The following is a 22,285-nucleotide window of genomic DNA, read 5'->3' on the forward strand; positions in this document are numbered from 1 at the left end:
GGCGATCGCTTCTTACGCTCGCGCTTTAGCTATTAAACCAGATTTTGATTTAGCCTGGAACAATCGGGGAGTTGCGCTAGCTAATTTAGGACGCTATGAAGAGGCGATCGCTTCTTACGCTCGCGCTTTAGCTATTAAACCGGAACCATACCAAGCCTGGTACAATAAAGCTATCTGTTATGCTTTGCAAGGTGATGTTAATAAGTCAATTGAAAATTTGCAAAAAGCGATCGATCTAAATCCAGAATGGCGAGAAGATGCAAAAACCGATTCCAACTTCGATCGCATTCGTGACGATAAGCGTTTTCATCAATTAATTCAAAACCTTTAGCATCAGGTTTATCCTAGATTATTTGGCCGAAAGAAGTCGGTTAAAGCATACTATTTCAATGGTAATCATCAAGAAATTTCTCCGAATATCGAGCTTTGTCCGAGTATTCCCCAGCCAATCCAAAATCCTCTCATCCAAAATCCAAAATCTTTAGGGGTGTTAGGTGCGATCGTCCTGTCCAGACTTAGGTAAAATTGGATTGGAGCATCTATCTATTAAGGTCGCAGACAACCCGATGAATCTTGCCATTCCTCAAACTGGAAAAGTTTTACCTCAAACGCCATTAGGCAGAAAATTAGCCAAATAACACTCACCCACGCCAAGCAACAGCAATAGCTGCTACTGTCAGGTAATATCTACCGCAGTCAGGTGCTGACGAAACCGGGTGCGATCGCGCTAGATGCGATCGCCTCTCTAGTAAAATCAATTCAATAGATTCTTAAGCCACCTTTGCAGTGGAAAACTCTTATGACTAGCTTAGACCGCTACGAGAAGGCTAATGCTAATAGCGATAAAAACCAGGGCGCTCGGTCCGAAAACCATAATCTTTGGTACAAACAAGGCGAAACGCTGGCTAACTTAGGTCGCTATGAAGAAGCACTCGCCAGCTTCGATAAAGCAATAGAAATGCAACCCGATTACCGTGCGGCTTGGGTTTTCCGAGGCGTTGTGCTAATTCATCTAAAACGTTATGAAGAAGCTCTATATAGCTGTAACAAAGCTATAGAAATTCTACCAGAAGACAAAGAAGCTTGGACTTTTCGAGGTGCTGCATTATCTCACTTGGGACGCCACGACGAAGCATATCATAGCTACAACAAGGCATTGGGAAAAGAAGAGTCTCGGTGCAGGAAAATACTGCGTCAGCTCGTCAGACCTTTAAGGAAAAAGAGATCGATCCAGATCTCTCCCACAGAGTAGAAGCACTTCCGTACTATTAGTTAAAATGGACGAGTAAACAATCTCTAGACAATTTAAGGAACTAAACTATTATCGAAACGATTTACGGCAACCTTCAAGGTTTAAAATCCAGTGAGATAAAGCAGTTGCAGAAGCTGTACCATCAGCGCTTACCGGGCGATCGCATCACTACGCCTGAATTTGCCGAGCGCTTGGGTGACATCAGCACCGACATCAACCAACCGGTGTGCGCTTACCTCAACCGTCGGGGACAGGTGATTCGTGTAGGTGTGGGGACTCCCCGACAAACACAAATTCCACCCTTGGAACTACCCCGTTACGGTGCAGAACGATTGAGCGGTATTCGCTGCATTGCGACCCAACTCAAATCGGAAATCCCGAACGAAGTCGCTTTAACTGCAATGGCAATTCAACGTTTAGACGCTTTGGTTATTTTAACAGTAAGCGGATCGGGTTTTGAACGGCGCGGCGGGGGAGCTTTTGGCTACGTCAAAGAAAGCTATCTCGCACATCTTATCCCCAATACTGTCCCGACGGAAGATGGTTCTGGGGAAGTTTTGCATCCCCAAAATGCTTGGACTGTATCGTCGCCGATGAGTTTGGAAGTGCTGTGCAAGCAAGATTTTCTGGAACTGGTGAACAGTCTGGAAGCTGAGTTCGAGCGGGAATTTGTCGCACAGCAAGTAGAATTGGATCGCGATCGCGTCCTGCTAGTAGGCGTGATGACCGATCGGATGACCCAGGAAGAATTCCAAAACACGCTCAACGAGTTGGCGCGTTTGGTGGATACCGCCGGGGGAGAAGTATTGCAAAGCTTATACCAAAAGCGACCGCGTTTGCATCCTCAAACAGTCGTCGGTGAAGGAAAAGTGCAAGAAATAGCTCTCACCGCCCAAACATTGGGAGCAAATTTAATCGTATTCGATCGCGACCTTTCACCCGCGCAAGTTCGCAACTTGGAAACTCAAATCGGTATTCGAGTAGTCGATCGCACCGAAGTAATTCTAGATATCTTTGCCCAACGCGCTCAATCCGGTGCTGGGAAACTGCAAGTCGAACTAGCCCAGTTAGAATATATGCTACCGCGACTGACTGGGAGAGGTCAAGCCATGTCTCGGTTAGGCGGCGGTATCGGTACTAGAGGGCCGGGTGAAACTAAACTGGAAACAGAACGTCGCGCTATTGGGCGGCGTATCGCCAGATTGCAGCAAGAAGTGAACCAACTGCAAGCACATCGATCGCGTTTGCGACAAAACCGTCAGCACAAAGAAGTACCATCGATCGCTTTAGTTGGATATACCAACGCAGGCAAATCTACATTATTAAATGTATTGACAAATGCCGAAGTTTATACAGCCGACCAACTATTCGCTACCCTTGACCCCACCACACGACGCTTGATCGTTCCTAGCAGTAGCGGGGAACCCCTACCAATAGTCGTCACCGACACAGTAGGGTTCATTCACGAATTACCTCCCGCATTGATGGATGCCTTCCGCGCCACCTTAGAAGAAGTCACGGAAGCTGACGCCTTGCTTCATGTGGTGGATCTTTCTCATCCCGCATGGCAAAGTCAGATTCGATCGGTTATGGCAATTTTATCGGATATGCCAGTAACTCCTGGCCCCGCTTTGATTGCATTTAACAAGATCGATCGCGTGGATAGCGATACATTGGCGCTGGCGCAAGAAGAGTATCCCCAAGCGGTGTTTATTTCCGCGTGCGATCGTTTAGGTTTGGAAACCTTGCGACAAAGAATGGCTCAACTCGTTGAATACGCAATTTCCCGTTGATAAAGGGTAAAAGAAAAAAGGAAAAGGGAAAGGAAATCAAAAATTCCTCTCCCTTTTTTTGATAATTAGGCTGTTAGGGAAAGGCTTTCGATCGAAAACCTTTCACCTTTACCATTGCGGCTAACCTAAAACGAAATCTGTAGATGCGATCGCACTAGCTTGAATACCAGTCAGAGAAGCCAAGACCTCATTGCTGCCTGTAATGCCAATTAAAGCCGCGCCTGTGCCTTGGGTAATGCTGAGCTGCTCAAAAGTCAGACCCTTAGTTAAAACCATCAAATCTTCACCTTTTTTGAAGTCTTGGATGGTGTCAGTGCCGGTGCCCACAGCTAAAACAAAGCGATCCTTCCCATTTTCACCGATCAGAAGGTCGTTGCCGAGATCGCCGCTGAGCAAATCATCGCCAGCCCCCCCAATTACAGTATCGTTTTGTTTCCCTCCATAAAGACTATCGTCGCCCAGATCCCCGTAAAGAACATCCTGACCGTCATTCCCGTAAACCCAGTCATTACCCTTACCGCCGCGCACGGTATCGTCGCCTAGATCCCCGTAAAGGACATCCTGACCGTCATTCCCGTAAACCCAGTCATTACCCTTACCGCCGCGCACGGTATCGTTGCCTAGATCCCCGTAGCACGTATCTTGGCCTTCATTACCAAAAATCAGGTCATTACCCTTACCGCCGCGTACTAAATCGTCGCCCACATCGCCGTAAAGGACATCCTGGCCTTCATTGCCAAAAACCTGGTCGTTATCCTTACCTCCGTGTACCATATCGTCGCCCAGGTCACCGTAACATACATCCTTCTCCTGGTTGCCGTTGATCTCGTCGTTATCCTTACCGCCGCGCACTAAATCGTCGCCCCTACCACCAAAGAGCATATCTTTACCCTGGTTGCCGTTGATCTCGTCATCCGAGGAGAGACCGTATACGGAGTCGTTACCCCGATCGCCCATTAAGTTGTTAAAACCGGTATCCCCATAAATCACGTCATCGCCAGTAGTTTCCAGACGGAAATTGGATGAGCTATTCAGGGATTGAGCGATATTCTTTTCCTGGAGGCGAATTAATTCAGGTTGACCGGAAGCGCCCAGAGCAAATATGACCGGTTCACCCCTAGATAACCCAGCAATATCAGCAAAGGTGCCAGAGATTTCTTGAATATTGCCATCAGGGGTAAACTCTTTGTCCATACGCAGGACTGCGGGTATACCCATTTCCTCACCTTCTGCGGCTTGAGTTTCACCTCCCTCGGCACTCTGATGGCCTTGTGCAGCTTGCATTCCGCCACTCTCTTCGCCGTGACCTTCTCCTCCAACCAGAGTAAATATTTTGATTGCCTCGTGACCTTGAGGGACATTACCTACCGCCATTGTCGTGATATTGGCGTGATAGGTTTGCACGTTCTCTTCATTGGGAACATCTGGTCGCTGGAGTACGTAGCCGGATGTCACCTTAATCTCGCCATTGTAATCGCCGTAAGGCTGGAAAGTTTCGGATAAGAGTTTTGTTTCTGCTGCGGTCTGTTGGCCATCCAGGTTACCCATTTGATTGATGGCCAGACCGCTGTAAATTTCTACTAACCCTCGTCCGCCCTGACCTTGACCGACAATAATGTCGTCAAAGTTATTTCCATCGATATCGCCAACAGCGAGGTTGATTGTGCCACCGAAGTTTGTTTCGGAGCTAAATGGGTTAATCCGAGTCATCAGATGGTAATCCAGACCGCTGTAAACTTCAATTACAGGATTGCCATCCCCAGCAGCGCCTACGATGATATCGGCGTGACCGTCGCCATCGACATCGCCTATTGCCAAGGATGTCTTTGTATTAGCGCCAATAGCCACGTTTTGGAAAGGAGTTAACTTACCGAGAAGCAGTTGTGAGTCGTCACCGTTAAATTTCTGAATGCCTTTCTCTTGCTGTTCGATCAGCTTTTTGCCATCAAATACTTTAACGGTAAACTTAGTCTCACCGCCAACCAAACTAGATTGTACGGTGATGACATCTGTGATGTTATCTGTGACGTACTCGTTGCCAGTTTCTTGTTTGAAATTGACATCGCCAATCGCGAGTTCAACCCCTCCTTTGAAAGTGTCCCCGTAGGGCATCAAATCGATACTTTGAAGCGGATCGTTTGCCCGATGTAGCTTTACTTGTCCAGTAGAGTTACCGTCAGCGGCTAAACCTAACCAGGTGTCTTTCGTATTCAGAACTACCCGTACAGGTGCCATCATTCCGGCATCTTCATGGAAGAGGATGTGACAGTGATTTACGTAAGTACCGGGGAAGTCCTCGAACTTCATCAGGACTTTGACTTCTGATGGCTCGCCATTAAATGCTGGTGTACCGTAGGGGTTTTCTGGAGTGGGTGGAGTGTTCGGATCGTAGGTGGGAGGTATGAGAACCGTATCGCTCAATACGCCATCGAGGTAAGCATTTTTGATTTCACTGACAGGGATACCGTTGATTTCCAGAACTGTAAAGTCATTTTGGTGAATGTGGAAGGGGTGCCATTCTCGTAATGGAAGGTCTAAACCCTTCTCTTTAAGATACGAATCGCTTAAGCCAGATATATTTTCGATCGTCCATACTTCCGTCGCTCCGACCATTGGCATCGCGAGCGGAACTTGGCTATTAGCGAATGTGGTGGCAAAAAACTCCCCGTTAATGCCATAAGTTCCCTCGAATGTATCTACTTCCGTATCCTTGAGAACAGGTGGTATCTTACCTTGTGAGATTAAATAGTCGAGCGCCCCGCCGGCATTAGCTGACCAAGTAAATGTACGGGGGCGATCGAACTCACCATTTCGCGCTGCTGCAACCCGTTCGTCTATTTCCTGGGCTTGCTCTTCTAAGGTGTCATATATTTCCGGAAAAGCACCCCTGGGCGTCGGATTCCCCCCCACTTCAACGGTTGCCAATACTTGCGATCCCCAAATTAAGTGACCGTCTTGGAAACCCTTATCTTTAGTAAGTGATGGGGCATTATCCCCCATTATTTCTTCTGTGGCGTTCGACAAGAAGTAATATTTTCCCGGTTGCTCGAACCAGGTTTGTATAGATAATCTTTGGCCAGAACTTAAGATTGGCAGTTCTGTTAGTTCTCTTCTGTTATCAGCTACTACTCCAGAAGAATCCCCATCAATCGCCACCAAGATCATTGGCTGAGTAATCAGATTTTGCCCGTCATCTCTGACTAATTGAATAACGTGGAAAGCATTGCTGTCCATGTTGGCAAAAGTAAACAGATTCCATGCACCAGTCTGAATATCGAGGGTGGGATTGTATTGACCGTTAACTGTGTGAATTATATTCTCGACAGGTTCTCCTAACGGCCCGCCGCCATATGGAAATAAGGGAGGTGCTCCGCCTGTCGGCTGTTTGGGATCGTAATTCCCTTCCGCAGGTTTGGCATTGTAACCCATGAAAGAGGCGTCCGATCGTTCGTAAATATTTTCGCCGTTTTCGTTTCCTAAAACTTCTAGTGGCGTACCCGCAGGAACTACCTTTGTGGGGTCTTGGTTTAAAGGATCGTTGGCGCTACCTACGCGATCGACTTGCTGGATTCCAAAAGTCTGAAGCGCCATAAAGTACATGGGTCTTTCTTTTGGGTTCCATTTCGCTAGGTCTGGCAGGTCGGCAGGAGGTGCAATTAGCAAATTACCGCCTAATCCGGAGGCAACTTTTTCGTTTGTGTTGCCATGCAGGTGCGGGTGATACCAGTCCAATCCGATAAAATGGTTGTCGGGAATCTTAATACTGACAGGCCAGCTTTCTCCTGGTTTCACCGATATCAGAACGTTATCTCCATCCCCTACAGGCGAAACGTGCAGCCCGTGGGTATGCAAGTTCGTTGTTATTTCCTTTCCTAGTGCTGAATCCTCTAAGTAATTTTCCAGCCTGATGTTAAGTGTGTCACCTGGCTCCGTAATGATCATCGGGCCGGGTATTGTCCCGTTATAGCCTCTAAAACGATCGTAGGGTGTTTTCTCGTTGTTGAGCCAGGGAATTATCCCATCTCCCGATTTAACAGTTCCAAATCCATCGATTTTAACCTGGGCCAGATCTTCCAGTCGCAGGGTGATATTTAATTCTTTTTGTGGCCCCCAACTGGAATAATAGTTGCCCGCACGACCTTCCTGCCAATCTTTAAAAGGATCTTTATAGACAACTTTTTGATCTGGATGCGGTAAAACCTTTAAATAACCTGATGTATCGTACCCAGGACTCCAATTCTGAAAGTTCTGCGAGCCAATAATATAAGCGTCTTTCAGTGCTTGTGAAGTCATGATTTACCTACCTCCTAACCACAGTTAGAAATTAAGATTGTTGTCTTTTTGTTGCTATCTGTAATATTTTCTTTACATCAAGCCCGATCTTAGCAGTCCGATCGATTTGCCATCAGTAGCACCAAGATAAGCAGAAAAATCACTCCTTGTCGAGGCATAAGGGATAGCAATTCCGATCCGGTTGTCTATTTTGCTACTATTTATTCCTTGTGCCTAATCCCAAGAAAATCCTCTTAACTTAGTGCCATTCGATTGTGGCACAACAGAAGCTTTTCGTAAAGGGGATTATGACTGTTGTAACGAATTAAACCACCGTTTGAATATAACCGAGCGGTAACATCTAGGTAGCGATCGGTTGAATGTTTTAACAGATGTAATCTATTGTTAATTTAGTTATAAATTTTGCCCTCTATTGTTAATTTAGTTGTAAATTTTCCCTTATTCAACTTTTTTCTACCCCTTTTGCTCTTTTTGTACTGGCTTTTATCAAAATCAGGAATCTTTGAGAGCAATCTCTTTGTAAAGTTAAGAAAAAGTTAAAAATTATCGCTTTTTCCACAAAGTACAATACAGTTTGCTTAAAAAGCAAACTCAGCCGTAGAAATAGACATAGATTAAGCCTCTCTCCGATTGACTGACCGCAGACAAAGATTTTCTGATTTGAATAAAAGAGCGGCTAGCATCTTGCGATCGATCTGAGAATTTGGTTCTAATCCGCGTTAAATACCCTTATTTTAATGTTTCTTGATTTTTCTAGCTTCTAGGCCATACTTTTTCGTTTTTCTTAAAGCTATAGCGTACTATATATGGATGAGCCTGAAGAAATTAAACTTAACAGTGTTTCCCAACATACTAGATTTGATTTCTTCAACTTGAAGACTCCCTCTATACAAAAGCTTAAACTGAGTAAAGTCGAGCTTGCTAATAAAAAAAACTCTCGCCTAAATTCAAGATAAACAGCAATATTTATGACTAATTTATCATTTAAATCACAAATAATACATCAAATAACTGATAATGCTAGCGATCCTATGGAAACTTAAAATTAATCACAAATACTTTCAGCTTTAGAAAGCCTTTAAGGTAGACGGCGTTCAAAATAAAGCACAAGTCACCCGATGCAAGAATTTTGGATGTTGGATTGGCTCCACAATGAGCGGGCGGAGCTTGAAATTCGGAAAATTTTTTGATGATTCCCATTGAAATAGGAGGCTTGACACCCCTTTTTTTCGGTCAAAGTTTTCTTCATATAAAGCAGTCTTCTCCAAATATATACCATAAAAATAACTCTATAGATAGATCCAGATTTGTATAGTTTTGTGTTAATGACAGCAGGCAGGGAGAGTGAAAAGTTAGATTGAGGAGTAATAGCGATCGCTTTCGTGGGTTAGCAGGTTTTTAATTCCGCCAAACCTTTGATTTGATACCTTTCTACCTCAAAGAATATGTATGAGGTTATAGATGGGCCACAGATGGGCCACAGATGGGCAGACGCGAAAAAGAATCATAGATAATCTTCTGGCGGCAAAATATAAACTTTAAGTATTTATACTTAGATTTATTTAATAACAAATCTAAAAATTATAGCTCAACCCATAAATAGCTTAACATAGTTCAACTTTTAGATAGCAATAATACGTAGTAAATCGTTTGGGATTACACTTTGGCTACGTATAAAAGCCTATCCCTGAGTTAGAGTCACTTTTTTAAAAAAGGTTGTGCAAAAAGGTCAGGCGCACACAGAAGCTTAATCAAGCAGACAGATTATATGAAGATATGAAGAAGCTGGAGCCTTTGACTGGACATAGCCTTGAAACTTTGTATAGAGTAAAACTTATAAAGGTTCGGTCAGAACTGCGCTTGCGAACAAGAAGCGCAAAGCATCAGTTCCAAGCAGTTGAGCGAAGGGTTAATCCCCCTGTGACTAAGAACACAAATCTATCGTGACAAGTCACATCTCCGAAAAACTAAATCCATTACATCCTAAAGCTATCCCCAAGTTCAAACTATTTCGGTACAATAAGATGTTTAAGCACCTTCCCAAACTAGCAATCGCGCTCTCTGCCGTGGCAGCAGCAGAAATCGCTTCCCTGGCTATAGCCCCTTCCGCTTCAGCTTTTAGTGTCAACAGCGATTGGGTTGAATTTGGCTTGAATGATATCAATCAGTCTTTTATAGTTGACTTTGACGGTAACGTTGCTACGAAAAACGTCACCGGGCTCAGCTCGCAAGCAACCTTTACATTTAAAGGGTTTACCGCTGTCGGTAGCAAAACAGAAGCTAAATTTGACATCAGCTTAACCAATAACTCCAGCAACGGTATCACCTCCAGAACTTCTGCTTTGGGTTTTAATGTTTACGAGGCTATGTACTCGGATAAACTGGCCTTGGTTGGAGTCGGAAGTCCTAGCGGTAGCGGCAACACGCGCTCTACAGGGCTGTTCGATAAGGACAACAGCGGCTCATTCCCGAATCAGTTTGGTGCTATTGACGTATGCTTTACCGATGGGAACAGCTGTCAGGGAGGCAGCAACGGCGGTGTTGACAATAACCCTGCAACTTCTCAACTCCAGACTGGTACGTTTACTGCTACCTTAGCTGTCAACGGTAATATCGACAAGATTGCGCTGGCTAACTTTGGTGTACGCTACCAAAGCATTAGCGGTACCCCTCTAGGCAATAGCGGCACGGGTCGTGGCGATATCAATTATGGCCCCAGAAAGATCCCGGAGCCTACGACAACAGCAGCTTTAGGTTTAGTTGCCCTCAGCGGTCTTGCACTACGCAAACGTAACAAAGCTGTACCTCAGACATAAAGGCGATCGCTGTCCAACAAAGTTAATTGGGGTTAGGGGTTAGGGATTAGGGCGTAGGGAAGAGAGAGAGGGAAGAGGGAAAGAAAAGAGAGAAAAATACTTGCTCCCCCGCTCCCCCGCTCCCCCGCTCAAGTAAAAGGGTGCTTTTGTTGCCCATCTTATTGGGGAGATAGGCAACATTTCTCTGGTTCGCCACACTTGACACCAGCATTTAACAATTTATGATTTCCGATGCTGTTATCCAGGAGATCCGATCGAGTCGTTAAAGGGTTCGATCGGTTTTTTTATCCGGCAAGTGCATCCGCCTTCGCTCCCGCAGCGCGGATGAGCTTAGCTTGTGTGAGGGAGAGCGAAGCATCCCCTACAGCAAGGCGATCGCCTACTGGGACTTTAACACCGTGTCTAATAAAATCGTCCAACTCATTCTCCACGGTGTTTTTTTACGGTAAATACTCAAACAAAGCTTTTTAAACTATTTTCATCCCTAGTATGCCGTACTAATACTGAATTTATTTTCGGGTTAATTTGATAATAATACTTACTAATAAGGCTGATAATTAATCGAGACTAATTTACTTCAGTAGAATACCGCAAAATTCAAATGTTGCGAAATAATCTAATTCGCAAATATACCCTCTTGGCCTCTAACTAACCTATAAATGATGAGTTTGATTACACATAAGCTTTATCAACCTGTCCGTTAGATAAAGAGATCGATAAGCTTGGCATTTCGATCTGGACAGCTACTAAAACCGAGGTATAGACTAAAACTGGTGGTAGATAAAGCACTAAGAAACTTCTAAAAAAGCCAGCCTTTATAGTTCCATACACTTAAGCGAGGGGTTCCTCCCTCTGTGAAAAATAAGACAAGCTCATAGTCATAAACAGCTTAAGGCTCTGGCTTAGGCACAATTTTGTTGAATCCTTACTCCAGGCTTGTCATCGTCCAACAATACCAAAATAAAAGGGAGAAGTAAGATGTTCCGATATACAAACTCAACACTAAAGTGTTTCACATTTGGTGTATCTACATTAGCTCTAATTGCAGCAGGACAAATCTCTAGAGCAGATGCAGCATCGCTTACATTTACAGGTACAGGAACCAATACATACGCAACACGCGGATCGTTTGATGCTCTGGGAGCATCAGCTGTTTTTGATGACGCTCTAAATCCAGGAAAACTGACAATTACCCTGACTAACACGGGGCCAGGTGCCTCAGTACCTTCTGATGTGCTGACCGCACTTTTCTGGGACTACAATGGCACTCCGTTGTCTGGCTTATCCTTGTTCTCCGCTACAGCTCCAGTCCTAAGCGACGGTAGGACTAATGTCAATCTTGCAGGGTCTCTTGATGAATGGAAATTGCCCAATGGTAGCATCACTGCCATAAGCCAAGACTACGGTATAGGTACTGCTGGCTTGAATATTTTCCAAGGTGGTGGCGGATCGCAAATGGATTACGGTATCGTCAGCAATGCTGCTTACGACAATGCGAATCCAGCTATCGAAGGTGGGACTTTTGTGAAAGGTGCTGCTACTTTCGTTTTAGCAGGTCTGCCCTCTGACTTTGATGTAACCAAGATTGGCAACGTTCGCTTCCAGTACGGCACAGCTCTGAACGAGCCTAGCTTGGTGGGAAATGCACCGCCAGTTGAACCGCCAGTTGAACCGCCAGTTAAACCGCCAGTTGAGCAACCAGGTGTTAAGAGCGTACCCGAACCTGGTACAGTGGGCGCACTCTTGCTAACCGGTCTTGCAGCTCTGGGTCTTGGCAAAAAACGGAACGAAAATCAATAGTACTAGCCAACGCCAGTTGAACAAGTGTTCTCTCCTGTAGAGAGAAAGGTACTTTAAAAAAAGCTTCTCACATCTTATAAAGTGAGAAGCTTTTTATTTGCAATGCCATTCCCTCATGCTGGCCTTGGGTGATGTCAGTCGCCGATCGAAAGTAGACTAGATTAAGTTAAAGTAATACTGCTTAACATTTGAGGATGTTATGGCTGCTAACGTAGAAATCTATACCTGGAGAAGTTGCCCCTTCTGCATCCGTGCTAAGGCTTTGCTGAACAAGAAGGGGGTTGAGTTTACCGAATACGTTATTGATGGGGATGAGCAAGCGCGGGCTAAAATGGCTCAACGGGCCAACGGTCGCCGTTCTGTACCCCAGATTTTTATTAATAACGAGCATATCGGCGGCTGCGATGATATCCACGCACTGGATGCAGCAGGCAAACTCGATCCTCTGCTGCAATAGTCATTAGTTATTAGTCATCAGTTTCGTCAATAGGCAATTTCTCTTGACAACTGACGACTAACGACTGACGACTGACAACTGACAACTGACAACTGACAACTGACAACTGACAACTAAACAACAGCATGAAATTTGCATTTATCATTGACCCCATCTCCAGGCTCGACCCGGGTCACGATACTAGCGTGGCACTGATGGAAGCTGCCCAGCAGATGGGTCATGAGGTTTGGATAACGGAAGCCAGTCATCTGAGTGTGGTGAGTGGTAAGGCTTGGGCGATTTTAGAACGGGTGCATCTCATCCCAGTGGAACTGGTGGAGGGGCGGTGGGTAGTGCAGCAGCCTTGGTACGAAGTGGGCGATCGCACTTTCCAACCCTTAGAATCGATGGATGCGGTGTTTATGCGAACCGATCCGCCGGTAACTATACCTTATCTTTACGCTACGTACATTCTCGATTACATCGACCCAGCCAAAACTCTGGTAATTAATGCGCCGAGAGGACTGCGAGCTGCTAATGAAAAAATGTATGCTTTGCAGTTTGCGGGGGCAATTCCAGAAACTATTGTCAGTCCGGATAAAGAGACGATCCGCAAATTTGTGGAAGAGAAAGGATCGGCAATTCTGAAGCCTTTGGGCAATAAAGCTGGGGAAGGAATTTTGTTTTTGGAACCGAGCGATCGCAATTTTAACTCGCTCGTCGAACTCAGTACCCTCCAAGGTAGAATTCCGGTGATGGTGCAAACTTATTTGCCAGCCGCCAAAGAGGGAGACAAACGCATTATCCTGCTTAACGGCATTCCCATCGGTGCAGTCAATCGGGTTCCCACCGGTAAGGAATTTCGCGGTAACATGGCAGTTGGCGGTAGAGTAGAGGTAACAGAAATTACCGATCGCGAACGAGAAATCTGCACCCAACTGGCACCCACGCTGCAACGAGATGGCTTAATTTTTGTTGGTATTGATGTGATTGGTGGCTACCTGACCGAAGTTAACGTCACCAGTCCTACAGGTGTAAGGGAGATCGATCGACTCTCCGGTACTCGTTTAGGTTATCAGACGATCGAATGGGTAGCAGAAGAAAGTCGTCGCAACTCAAAAGTCATCTCAAATTGAGACAAATTAACGTTAACTTCCGACAGGAGAAACCGCCATGACCGGAAATAGTGACGATCGACAAGCTCAAATGTGGGCAATGTGGTGTCATCTTGCTTCCCTGGCGTGGATACCGTTAGCAATTATCGGCTTACCTATACCTTTTGCCAATATTGTGGGGCCACTCATATTTTGGGTGACCAAAAAAGAAGCAGATCCTTTTATTAATGACCAGGGAAAAGAATACTCTCAACTTCCAAATTTCCATGACTATCTACGGCTTTATCGCAACTATTGTGTTGGTATTTATAGCCGTGATTTACTTTATCGTTGCGGGAGTTGCAGCAAGTAACGATGGGGGATTGCTGCTCCTAGCAGGAGGTGTAATTGGAATAGGGCTAATTGGTTTACTGGCAATCATAGGCATATTTCAGCTAATTGTAGTCATTCTTGCCGCAGTAAAAGCGAAGGGTGGATATGCTTATCGTTATCCATTTACAATTCGATTAATCAAATAAAAAATATTGGATTTGCCTAATCTTCATCTCTGAAAACTGACGACAATAACCTGGAATGACATTGATGACAAAATACTTAGAAAAAAACACTGTTGGAGTAGCCGTAGTAGGAACTGGTTTCGGTCAAAAAGTCCATATTCCAGGATTGCAAGAACATCCAAGGACTGAAATTGTGGCAGTTTATCATCGAGATTTGCAGAAGGCAAAAGAAATTGCATCAGGTCAAAATATTCCACACGCTTGCTGCACAGTTGAAGATATTGTGGCACTGCCAGAAGTGCAAGCTGTCAGTATTTCTACCCCGCCATTTCTGCATTATGAAATGGCAAAGACTGTGTTGCAAGCTGGGAAGCATTTGTTATTAGAAAAACCGACAACATTATCGGCATATGAAGCGAGAGAATTATATGATTTGGCGAATAAAACAGGTGCGATCGCAGTTATGGATTTTGAATTTCGCTTCGTACCCGCGTGGATGCGCTTTGCCGAAATGCTCTCAGAAAATTATGTCGGACAGAAACGTTTAATTAAAATAGATTGGTTAGTTTCCAGTCGCGCCGATGCTACCCGTCCTTGGAATTGGTACGCTCGTAAAGACCGAGGCGGCGGCGCACTAGGAGCAGTAGCTTCCCACGCTTTTGATTACATCAGTTGGTTATTTGGCCCTGTGCGACGGTTGTCTGCTAAGTTGAGTACATCTATTCCCGCTCGACCCGATCTGGCTACGGGTGAAATGAAGCAGGTAGATGCAGACGATACCTGTATGCTGATGCTGGAATTAGCAGATGGTACGCCGTGTCAGATTTGCATTAGTTCCGTGACTTATCAAGGTAGGGGACATTGGGTGGAAGTGTATGGCGATCGCGGTACATTAATCTTGGGTAGCGATAACCAAAAAGATTACGTGCATGGCTTTCGCCTTTGGGCTTCTCCAGCAGGAAAGAATTTAACAGAAATAGAAATCCCCCATAGGTTAGATTTTCCTAAAAATTACACAGATGGAAGAATAGCTCCTTTTATGAGAGTAGTCGATCGTTGGCTGCAAGGTATTGATGCTGGTGCAGCGGTAACGCCTTCTTTGCGCGAAGGAGTTTATTCCCAGTTATTGATGGATTTAAGCCACCAATCCAATGAGTTGGGCAAATGGGTAGAAATACCTGAGTTAGAAAATTTTCTCATCTAAAATTAAGTGGTTCTGCCGTACTTTTCGTGTGGAAAACGGGTTTTTTTGGGCATTGGGCAAGAGGCATCGGGAATGGAAATGCTTAGGCAGCAAGGATTTGGATAAAGGATTAGCTTTACCGATCGCATCACATTATGTACGGAAGAGCCATTGTGACCTGATAGTTAGGAAGTATAAAAAAACTCCTGTTGTGTCCGCATCGACTGTAAACTGTCTGTTGAGAGTCTCTCCAACAATGCTTTCCTCAAAATATGCTACCCCTACCTTGCTCAGATTTCGCCTTTGTACGACCTTCGTGCTTTCGCTATATAAAAGCGAAATCTACTCACATAGTCGAGAATAGGTGTTCGTACTGGAAATTGTCGCCACAGTTTGGCTAGTTGGCTATCTTTCATTCCGCAAAGGACAGCACCACATAGTTACTGTCTATATCTTGAACTGGTAAAGGAGTTGACTGAGCATGGGACTTCGCAGACAAATTGTGCTGACTGTAATTTCTGCGATCGCAGCGACATTGCTTCCGACTGTTACAATTATGACCTGGACAGCTCGTGAGGCATTGCTAGAAAAAACAAACGCAGATGGCATTCGGATTGCCAAGTTGTTTGCACTCAGCGCTCAGTTTACCAAAGATATTCCCGATCGGGTGGAAGAATCGATCGCAGATCAGATGGTTGGTCAAGCTGTAATTGCGGCTCACCTAGTTAGCATTGCGGAAAGGGCTGGGCTATCTCCACAAGCTATCAATGCCCACCTGAAAGCGATTACAGATGCCAGCATTGTGGATGAGTTTTGGATTACAGATGAAAAAGGGCATTCCTATCTCAGAAATTTAGACGTTGATTTCACCTTTAGTCCAGACCCGAAAAAACAACCCCAGGCATCTTTATTCTGGCCTTTGCTGACAGGCGAAAAAACATTGGTGATTCAGGAAGCACGTCGGCGGGAAATCGATCGCAATATTTTCAAATATGTGGGAGTGGTAGGGATTGACAAACCGCGAATTGTGCAGGTTGGCAGTAATGGGGCACTGTTCGATCGTCTCCGCCAAGAGTTAGGCTTCCAGAACTTGATCGATCGAGTGCTGGACAAAAATAGCGTACATGGAATTTGGGTGGTTGACGATCGGCTCAACGTTGTAGCTGCTGGCACAGTTACAGGATTGGAGAATAGCCAGAGTCTCAATGAAGCCGATCGCGCACTGATCGAACGAGCCATGAGGCAAAAGCTTTCTCAGAGCGAACGGCAAGGAAAATATCTCAGAGTTGCAACACCGCTAAGCGATTCCGATCGACAGTCTCTTGGTGCCACACTGATCTACTTGCCCCTTGAGTCTGTCCAAAAAACAATTCAACAACAGCTAGCGCGGGCAGTTGCGATCGCAACCGTAACTTTAATCTTCGGATTGCTTGTCTCTTACATCTTGTCTCGGTGGCTGATGCAGCCCATTCAGGAGTTGAACGAAGCAGCAAAGGCAATCACGCAAGGAAATCTTGACACGATGATTAAAGTACATCGAACTGATGAATTGGGACAGTTGGCGCAAGTCTTTACTCAGATGGCTCAAACTGTTAAGGTTCGCGAACAACAGCTCGCTTCGGTAATTGACCAGGCCAAGCAAGTGGCGATCGAAAATACCTTATCCACCACGCAAATTGCTGCGGCTGGCAAGCAGTTAGAAGCAACCGTTGTGCAGCAAGCTGCATTTGTCAATCAAGTGAATACCACCGCCCGTGCTATTGCCAAAACTTCCGGGCAATTAGTCAAGACAATGGAAAATGTTACCCAAAAAGCAACGACGACTGCACAAGTAACCAGTAGTTCTCAAAAAAGCCTCCGAGAAATGGCCGACGCGATGGGCGATTTAGCTTCAGCGACCAACGTGATTTCCGCTCGACTGCGGGTGATGAATGAAAAAGCCAATAACATCAATAGCGCCGTCAACCGCATTTCGGAAGTAGCATATAAAACTAATTTAATCTCCCTCAACGCCGCCATTGAAGCGGAAAAAGCTGGAGAGTCCGGAGCGGGTTTTGCGGTGGTAGCCAGAGAAGTGCGACGATTGGCAGATAACTCTGCTACCGCTTCTCAAGAAATTGAAGAAGTAGTCAAAGAGATCCAATCTTCTGTTTACAAAGGGGTGATGGAAATGGATAAGTTCAGCCATCAGGTCGGATATCACGTCGAACTGGTGGGTCGCATCAGCCAGCAAATTACGCAGGCGATCGAGCAAGTGCAGAGTCTGACACCCGAATTTGAACAAGTCAGTCAAACTGTGGAAGCACAATTTGAGGGGGCGCAGCAAATTAGTGTGGCGATATCGAAGTTAAGTCAAGCGTCTCAGCAAACTGTGGCATCCTTACAACAAACTAATCAAGTGCTTGACAAATTGGATGATACCGCTCAAGTATTGCGGGGAATTATCTCTAGTTCAGTGGCGTCCTAATCCCAAATGCGCTGCGATTATTCTCATTATTTCAAGGTGGAGGGAGTGGGAGAAAAACATTACGGCTGAAAAAGAAAGTAGCAGACCCGGATTTGGTATCGTCGGTTGCTATATACCGTACAAAACTAATGACAAAACAACACAAAATTGCAGATTCAGGATGCGTTACACTGCGCTAACGCACCCTCCAAAACCATTAGGGCTGGCTGCTTAAATTAGTAGAGCGTTGCTGTTGGTATAAACCCAGAATTCTCTGACTGTAGTCGGCGGCTCTTTCGCTGTTGTAAAGATTGGCGTCGCCAGTCAACCACCAAGCAGCGACACGTTGCACAACTAATGACTCATCGTTACCGATGGCGCGAAACTGCCTGTTGAGTTCGCGTCGCATAATACAGGCTACCGTATTGCGTGCCGCAGTTGCATCGGCGTCAAATTGTGCAGGTGTCAGTTCCCGTCCGACACATTGTTTTGTCCAGCTGGGAATAATACCGGGCGTTACTTGCCATGCGCTGTAAAGTCCATCGTTAGGTTTGACTTTGCCAGCTACAGCGACGCGCAGCGCTTCCACCATTGCTGCTACTTGGGTATCCGAAACTTCTACATTTGATGATGAACTAGCTGGAGATAAATTAGATGGTGCAGCGATCGACGATCGCTGTTCGGAAGCGCTAGAACCGCGTGCCTGCTGCTGGTAGAAACCGACAACTTTCTCAACATACGCACCAATTGCGCCACTGTCGCATCCTGTAGGTTTGCCACTCATCCACCAACAAGCAGTACGGCGGACGGCGGTGGTTTCATTTTGGTTAGCAGCGCTAAATTGGCTGTTTAACTCTCTTTGTATGATACAGGATACGATCGTTCGCGCCGCCGTTGAGTCAGAGTCGAATTGTTGCGGAGTGAGTTCCTGTCCGATACATTGTTTAGACCAACTGGGGATAATTTCTGGTTTGATTTGCCATTGGCTGTAAAGTCCATCATTGGCGGTAGAAGTGCGGGGTGCAGCTAACCGCAAAGCTTCCACCATTGCCGCTACTTGGTTATCGGAAAGTAAGGCAATGGATGAAGATGACTGCCTAGCGTTTTGAGTTTGAGTGTTTGCCGACGAACGCCGATGAGAAGATGGGCGTTGCGCTGGCGGGTTAGTTCCTGGTGCTGATTGTTGATAAAAACCGACAACTCTTTGCGCGTAAGTAGCAGTTGCACCGCTACCACAACCTCCGGCGTTGCCAGTCATCCACCAGCACGCCACGTTGCGTACAGATGCGGTTTCGTTGTTGTTGGTAGCGCGAAACTGCTTGTCTAGTTCCCGTCGCACGATGCAGGCAACGGTGTTGCGTGCGGCGCTTACATCAGAATCAAATTGAGCGGGGGTGAGTTCCCGTCCGACACATTGTTTTGTCCAGCTGGGAATGATGCCCGGTAAAACTTGCCACTGGCTGTACATCCCATCATTGGGACGGTTGGGTGGTGCGGCTTGGCGCAAAGCTTCCAGCACTGCATTCACTTTGGCATCGGAAACTTGTGCTTGCGCCGGTACTGTCCACAGTCCGAGGCTGGCAATCAGTCCGCTGAGCAGTAGATGTTTGGCTTGCCTGATAACTTGGAAACTCATAACCGATACTCAGTTTTAATCCGACTGTTCTTACCGAAGATTTACTATACACAATATCGGATGCCTCTGTCGAAAGTATGATTTGCTGTGAGATGGCCAAAGCGTTAATCGCTTTCCGTGGCGATCGCAAAATACGGACTCAGGCTTTGATAACTTTCAAGTTTACTTAAAAATCATTCAAGTTTTTATGCCGCTAAAACCTACAAGATTAAAGTAAAAAAATATTTTTGGTGGCTTTTTGCGGCAAATTTATATATTTTTTCGGTTCATCTAAACTTGACTTTAATTGTGATGAACTGCTGATATTGTTAATTTTGGTAAAATAAAACACTAAAATAGGTAAAGTTGAATTTTCAATTATTGCTAAAATTAAATTGTTAAATATTTATAACTATTTAAGATGTATACCATTAGGAAGAGGTAAAAGTAAGGAAGAAGAATTAAGAAGGCAGTCTTATGGATAGTGTTCAATCGCTGCGAGTGTTTGGGCTGCCAGCAGAAAAAGGTAGATGGATTTTTGTTCTGTTGGGATTGCTGCTTCTGTTGTGCCTTGGTGCCGTTTATTCCTGGAGTATATTTCGCCAACCGTTAGAGGAATTATTTAGTATCAGCGCCACCCAGAGTTTGTTACCTTTTATGGTTTTGTTAGTGCTGTACTCGTTATTAATGCCAGTAGCGGGATTTTACATCGATAAAGTTGAGGTAAGTAAAATTGCGGCGTTCGGCGGAATCGTAATGGGAATTGGTTACATTCTGTCTGGTTTTGCTTCTTCGCTGACGGCATTAACTATTACTTATGGAGGGATAGCGGGAGCGGGTGTTGGGATCGCTTATGGAGTGCCGATCGCAGTTGCAGCGAAATGGTTTCCTGACAAGAAAGGATTAGCGGTAGGATTGACAGTGATTGGATTTGGACTTTCTCCTGTAGTCACTGCACCATTGGCAAAAAGCGCGATCGCAGCTTACGGAGTGCTGACTACTTTTATTATCCTGGGACTTACCTTTACAGTGATAATTTTAGCGATTTCAACCAATCTGAAGTTACCGCCAAAAGGCTGGACGCCAAAAGGCTGGACGCCGCCAGCAACAAGGAAAGACGGATGGGAATTAGAGCGAGAAAATCTGTGGCGATCGACCGCATTCTACACTCTTTGGATTTGCTATACGATCGGTACTTTTGTCGGTTTATCAGCCATTGGAATTTCCAGTTCTGTCGCTCAAGAAATTATCAAACTAGATGCTAATACTGCCGCGTTTGCTGTCTCTTTATTTGCGCTGTTTAATGGCGTAGGAAGACCTTTATTTGGTTGGCTAACCGATCGATTGCAACCAAAAGGAGCGGCGATAATTTCCTATGTCTTGATTTTAATTGCTTCCATTTTGATGCTCCATGCCAGAGAAGGCCAAGCCGTGACTTATATTATAGCATTTGCTTTGTTTTGGCTATGTCTGGGCGGCTGGTTGGCGATTGCACCTACTACTACTCTGAGTCTATTCAACCCAGAAAATTACGCTAAAAATTATGGCCTAGTCTTTACAGCTTATGGCGTAGGAGCTTTATTAGGCAACTTGGCAGCAGGACAAATCAGAGACTTGTTTGGCAGCTACACTTACGCTTTCTATCCAACTGCCATATTAGCTGTAGTTGGGATTGCGATCGCACAATTTAATCTCCATTACAGGAGTTACAAAATCGAACCAGCCAAAGCTAACAATTGATTAGTTACTGGAATTTAGACTAACCGCGTTCTATAGGACGGTTAGTCTAGATTCCTGCTAAGAAGCAATCGAAAATAAATGCGATTTTACTGATATAGCAACCGAATCGGCGGTTAAGGCATTCTGAATTCCTGAAACCATTGATTCTAAAGACTTCTTCCCCTAGTCCCTAGCTATATATGTAAAGATAAATTTATAGGACTTGACCAAAAAAGCGAGTGCGATCGCACTTTTTTCCTAGTGACACTTCGCGCCCGACAGAAGAAAACGCGATCCGATTTAGCCAACCAATATACACTTTATTTACTATTCCCATTGCGGGGTCAAATTAGGTAGCAATTTTTTCCAGTTATCCAAAAATTTTTCCTGCCAGGGGATTAGCTTCGAGGCTTTAACTACTAAGCCAATTGATTTTTTCTTGCGAATTCCAATCACAAATCTCGACAATACACTCGTTGCCGAACTGTCTATAAATTCTAGAGCTAGTAGGTTTATTGTCATCGTCGGCAGTTCTAGCGCCAGCGCCTCATTGAGTAACTGCTCTATCGCTTTGTAGTCAGCGATTGTCCCTTCCCGCAACAAACCCTGAAAATTCACTGTTGCCGTTTCTGGCTCGTACCATACCTTGTAGTCATCAGTTGTAACTTCCATTCTCTTCCAGCCTGCTATTTATCGTTTAAATAATCTACCATCAGTTGGTTGCTAACTGCACCATTGTAGTAACGCTAGTAATTTCAGGTTCTTTACTAACTGTTTCAAATTTCCAGCCCAATTTAGCCTCATAATCATTAAGGATGCTCAAGAAACCTAACTGGGATTCCTCACTATTCTCCTCAGCCCCTTTTTCCAATTGACGAAAATATAACTCACTAACATCAGAATCGATCAGTTCATTAATAAAATTATTCAACTTATCTAAAGTTTTTTTATTGACGCAATTTTTGGTGACAAATACCAAATTGCGTTCGAGCAAATAAATCGCAAATCTAAGGGGATATTTGCCTAATTCGTAATTATATTTTAGGGAGTTTTCCAATAATTCATTAGCAATGTAATTAGCAGCACTTTTAATTTGTATTTCCTGCTTAAAAAGAAATTCATTTTCTTCTTTAAATGTAAAAAAATTTGCTAAATATTCAGCCATAAAAGCCATAGATAAATATCTTGTTTGCTTGCGCTTTGTCATGGGTATAGCGTGCATAAAAAATTCCATCATAAATATTTTACTATCATCCAATACCTCTTCTATGAAATTTCCAATTATCTGAGACATAGGCATTTGGGATAATGTTAGTTTTG

At 44.8% G+C, this 22,285-nt stretch carries 17 protein-coding genes and 1 pseudogene; 12 read left to right on the forward strand and 6 right to left on the reverse strand.

Going from position 1 to position 22,285, the window contains the following annotated elements:
• The 3 genes from ACE1CD_RS03065 to hflX form a co-directional block, all read left to right on the forward strand.
• Positions 1-331 (forward strand): tetratricopeptide repeat protein (locus tag ACE1CD_RS03065; protein WP_374790495.1); only part of this gene is annotated, 331 nt, incomplete at its 5' end.
• A 468-nt stretch (positions 332-799) separates the two neighbouring features.
• The gene (locus ACE1CD_RS03070) at positions 800-1,252 is read left to right on the forward strand and encodes a tetratricopeptide repeat protein (protein ID WP_374821516.1); all 453 of its coding nucleotides are present in this window, start codon (positions 800-802) and stop codon (positions 1,250-1,252) included.
• Positions 1,253-1,377: 125 nt separating this feature from the next.
• The gene (gene hflX / locus ACE1CD_RS03075) at positions 1,378-3,045 is read left to right on the forward strand and encodes a GTPase HflX (RefSeq protein ID WP_374821519.1); all 1,668 of its coding nucleotides are present in this window, start codon (positions 1,378-1,380) and stop codon (positions 3,043-3,045) included.
• 120 nt (positions 3,046-3,165) lie between these two features.
• On the opposite strand, the gene ACE1CD_RS03080 is transcribed toward hflX, so the two are convergent.
• Positions 3,166-7,338, reverse strand: coding sequence for a multicopper oxidase domain-containing protein (locus ACE1CD_RS03080; protein ID WP_374821522.1), 4,173 nt, complete (start codon positions 7,336-7,338; stop codon positions 3,166-3,168).
• Positions 7,339-9,362: 2,024 nt separating this feature from the next.
• On the opposite strand from ACE1CD_RS03080, the gene ACE1CD_RS03085 reads away from it, so the two are divergent.
• Positions 9,363-10,154, forward strand: coding sequence for a cistern family PEP-CTERM protein (locus ACE1CD_RS03085; RefSeq protein ID WP_374790503.1), 792 nt, complete (start codon positions 9,363-9,365; stop codon positions 10,152-10,154).
• A 284-nt stretch (positions 10,155-10,438) separates the two neighbouring features.
• On the opposite strand, the gene ACE1CD_RS03090 is transcribed toward ACE1CD_RS03085, so the two are convergent.
• The gene (locus tag ACE1CD_RS03090) at positions 10,439-10,573 is read right to left on the reverse strand and encodes a hypothetical protein (RefSeq protein WP_374821525.1); all 135 of its coding nucleotides are present in this window, start codon (positions 10,571-10,573) and stop codon (positions 10,439-10,441) included.
• A gap of 559 nt (positions 10,574-11,132) precedes the next feature.
• Between ACE1CD_RS03090 and ACE1CD_RS03095 the strand changes: the two genes are divergently transcribed.
• Positions 11,133-11,954 (forward strand): XDD4 family exosortase-dependent surface protein, encoded by an 822-nt coding sequence (locus tag ACE1CD_RS03095; protein WP_374790507.1) that lies wholly within the window; start codon positions 11,133-11,135, stop codon positions 11,952-11,954.
• Positions 11,955-12,153: 199 nt separating this feature from the next.
• Positions 12,154-12,411, forward strand: a complete 258-nt coding sequence (gene grxC, locus ACE1CD_RS03100) for a glutaredoxin 3 (protein ID WP_374790509.1) — start codon at positions 12,154-12,156, stop codon at positions 12,409-12,411.
• Between the two features lie 10 nt (positions 12,412-12,421).
• On the opposite strand, the gene ACE1CD_RS03105 is transcribed toward grxC, so the two are convergent.
• Positions 12,422-12,556, reverse strand: a complete 135-nt coding sequence (locus tag ACE1CD_RS03105) for a hypothetical protein (RefSeq protein WP_374821527.1) — start codon at positions 12,554-12,556, stop codon at positions 12,422-12,424.
• On the opposite strand from ACE1CD_RS03105, the gene gshB reads away from it, so the two are divergent.
• The 5 genes and pseudogenes from gshB (at position 12,537) to ACE1CD_RS03130 (ending at position 17,652) form a co-directional block, all read left to right on the forward strand.
• Positions 12,537-13,526: a glutathione synthase gene (gshB, locus tag ACE1CD_RS03110; protein WP_374790511.1), complete on the forward strand. Its 990-nt coding sequence runs from the start codon at positions 12,537-12,539 to the stop codon at positions 13,524-13,526. The two genes, ACE1CD_RS03105 and gshB, sit on opposite strands and share 20 nt — an antisense overlap.
• Positions 13,527-13,605: 79 nt before the next feature.
• Positions 13,606-13,698 (forward strand): annotated as a pseudogene (locus tag ACE1CD_RS03115) (DUF4870 domain-containing protein); the annotation flags it as partial.
• Between the two features lie 22 nt (positions 13,699-13,720).
• The gene (locus ACE1CD_RS03120) at positions 13,721-14,023 is read left to right on the forward strand and encodes a DUF4870 domain-containing protein (RefSeq protein ID WP_374821832.1); all 303 of its coding nucleotides are present in this window, start codon (positions 13,721-13,723) and stop codon (positions 14,021-14,023) included.
• Between the two features lie 55 nt (positions 14,024-14,078).
• A complete protein-coding gene (locus ACE1CD_RS03125; protein ID WP_374821530.1) occupies positions 14,079-15,206 on the forward strand; it encodes a Gfo/Idh/MocA family protein in 1,128 nt (375 codons plus the stop codon).
• A 460-nt stretch (positions 15,207-15,666) separates the two neighbouring features.
• Entirely contained in the window at positions 15,667-17,652 is a 1,986-nt protein-coding gene (locus ACE1CD_RS03130) for a methyl-accepting chemotaxis protein (RefSeq protein ID WP_374821533.1), read from the forward strand.
• A gap of 196 nt (positions 17,653-17,848) precedes the next feature.
• Here the strand turns inward: ACE1CD_RS03130 and ACE1CD_RS03135 are convergent, their stop codons facing one another.
• On the reverse strand, positions 17,849-19,267 hold the full coding sequence (locus ACE1CD_RS03135) for a hypothetical protein (protein ID WP_374790519.1): 1,419 nt from the start codon (positions 19,265-19,267) through the stop codon (positions 17,849-17,851).
• Between the two features lie 456 nt (positions 19,268-19,723).
• Here ACE1CD_RS03135 and ACE1CD_RS03140 point away from each other — a divergent pair, with 456 nt between their 5' ends.
• On the forward strand, positions 19,724-20,986 hold the full coding sequence (locus ACE1CD_RS03140; RefSeq protein ID WP_374790521.1) for an OFA family MFS transporter: 1,263 nt from the start codon (positions 19,724-19,726) through the stop codon (positions 20,984-20,986).
• A 306-nt stretch (positions 20,987-21,292) separates the two neighbouring features.
• Here the strand turns inward: ACE1CD_RS03140 and ACE1CD_RS03145 are convergent, their stop codons facing one another.
• Both ACE1CD_RS03145 and ACE1CD_RS03150 read right to left on the reverse strand, forming a co-directional pair.
• The gene (locus tag ACE1CD_RS03145; protein ID WP_374821536.1) at positions 21,293-21,637 is read right to left on the reverse strand and encodes a hypothetical protein; all 345 of its coding nucleotides are present in this window, start codon (positions 21,635-21,637) and stop codon (positions 21,293-21,295) included.
• Between the two features lie 40 nt (positions 21,638-21,677).
• Complete coding sequence (locus ACE1CD_RS03150; protein ID WP_374821539.1) at positions 21,678-22,259, reverse strand: DUF6272 family protein; 582 nt, start codon at positions 22,257-22,259, stop codon at positions 21,678-21,680.
• Between the last annotated feature and the right edge of the window lie 26 nt (positions 22,260-22,285).

It is taken from the genome of Aerosakkonema sp. BLCC-F183 (genome assembly GCF_041929145.1).
Taxonomy (GTDB): Bacteria; Cyanobacteriota; Cyanobacteriia; order Cyanobacteriales; family Aerosakkonemataceae; genus Aerosakkonema.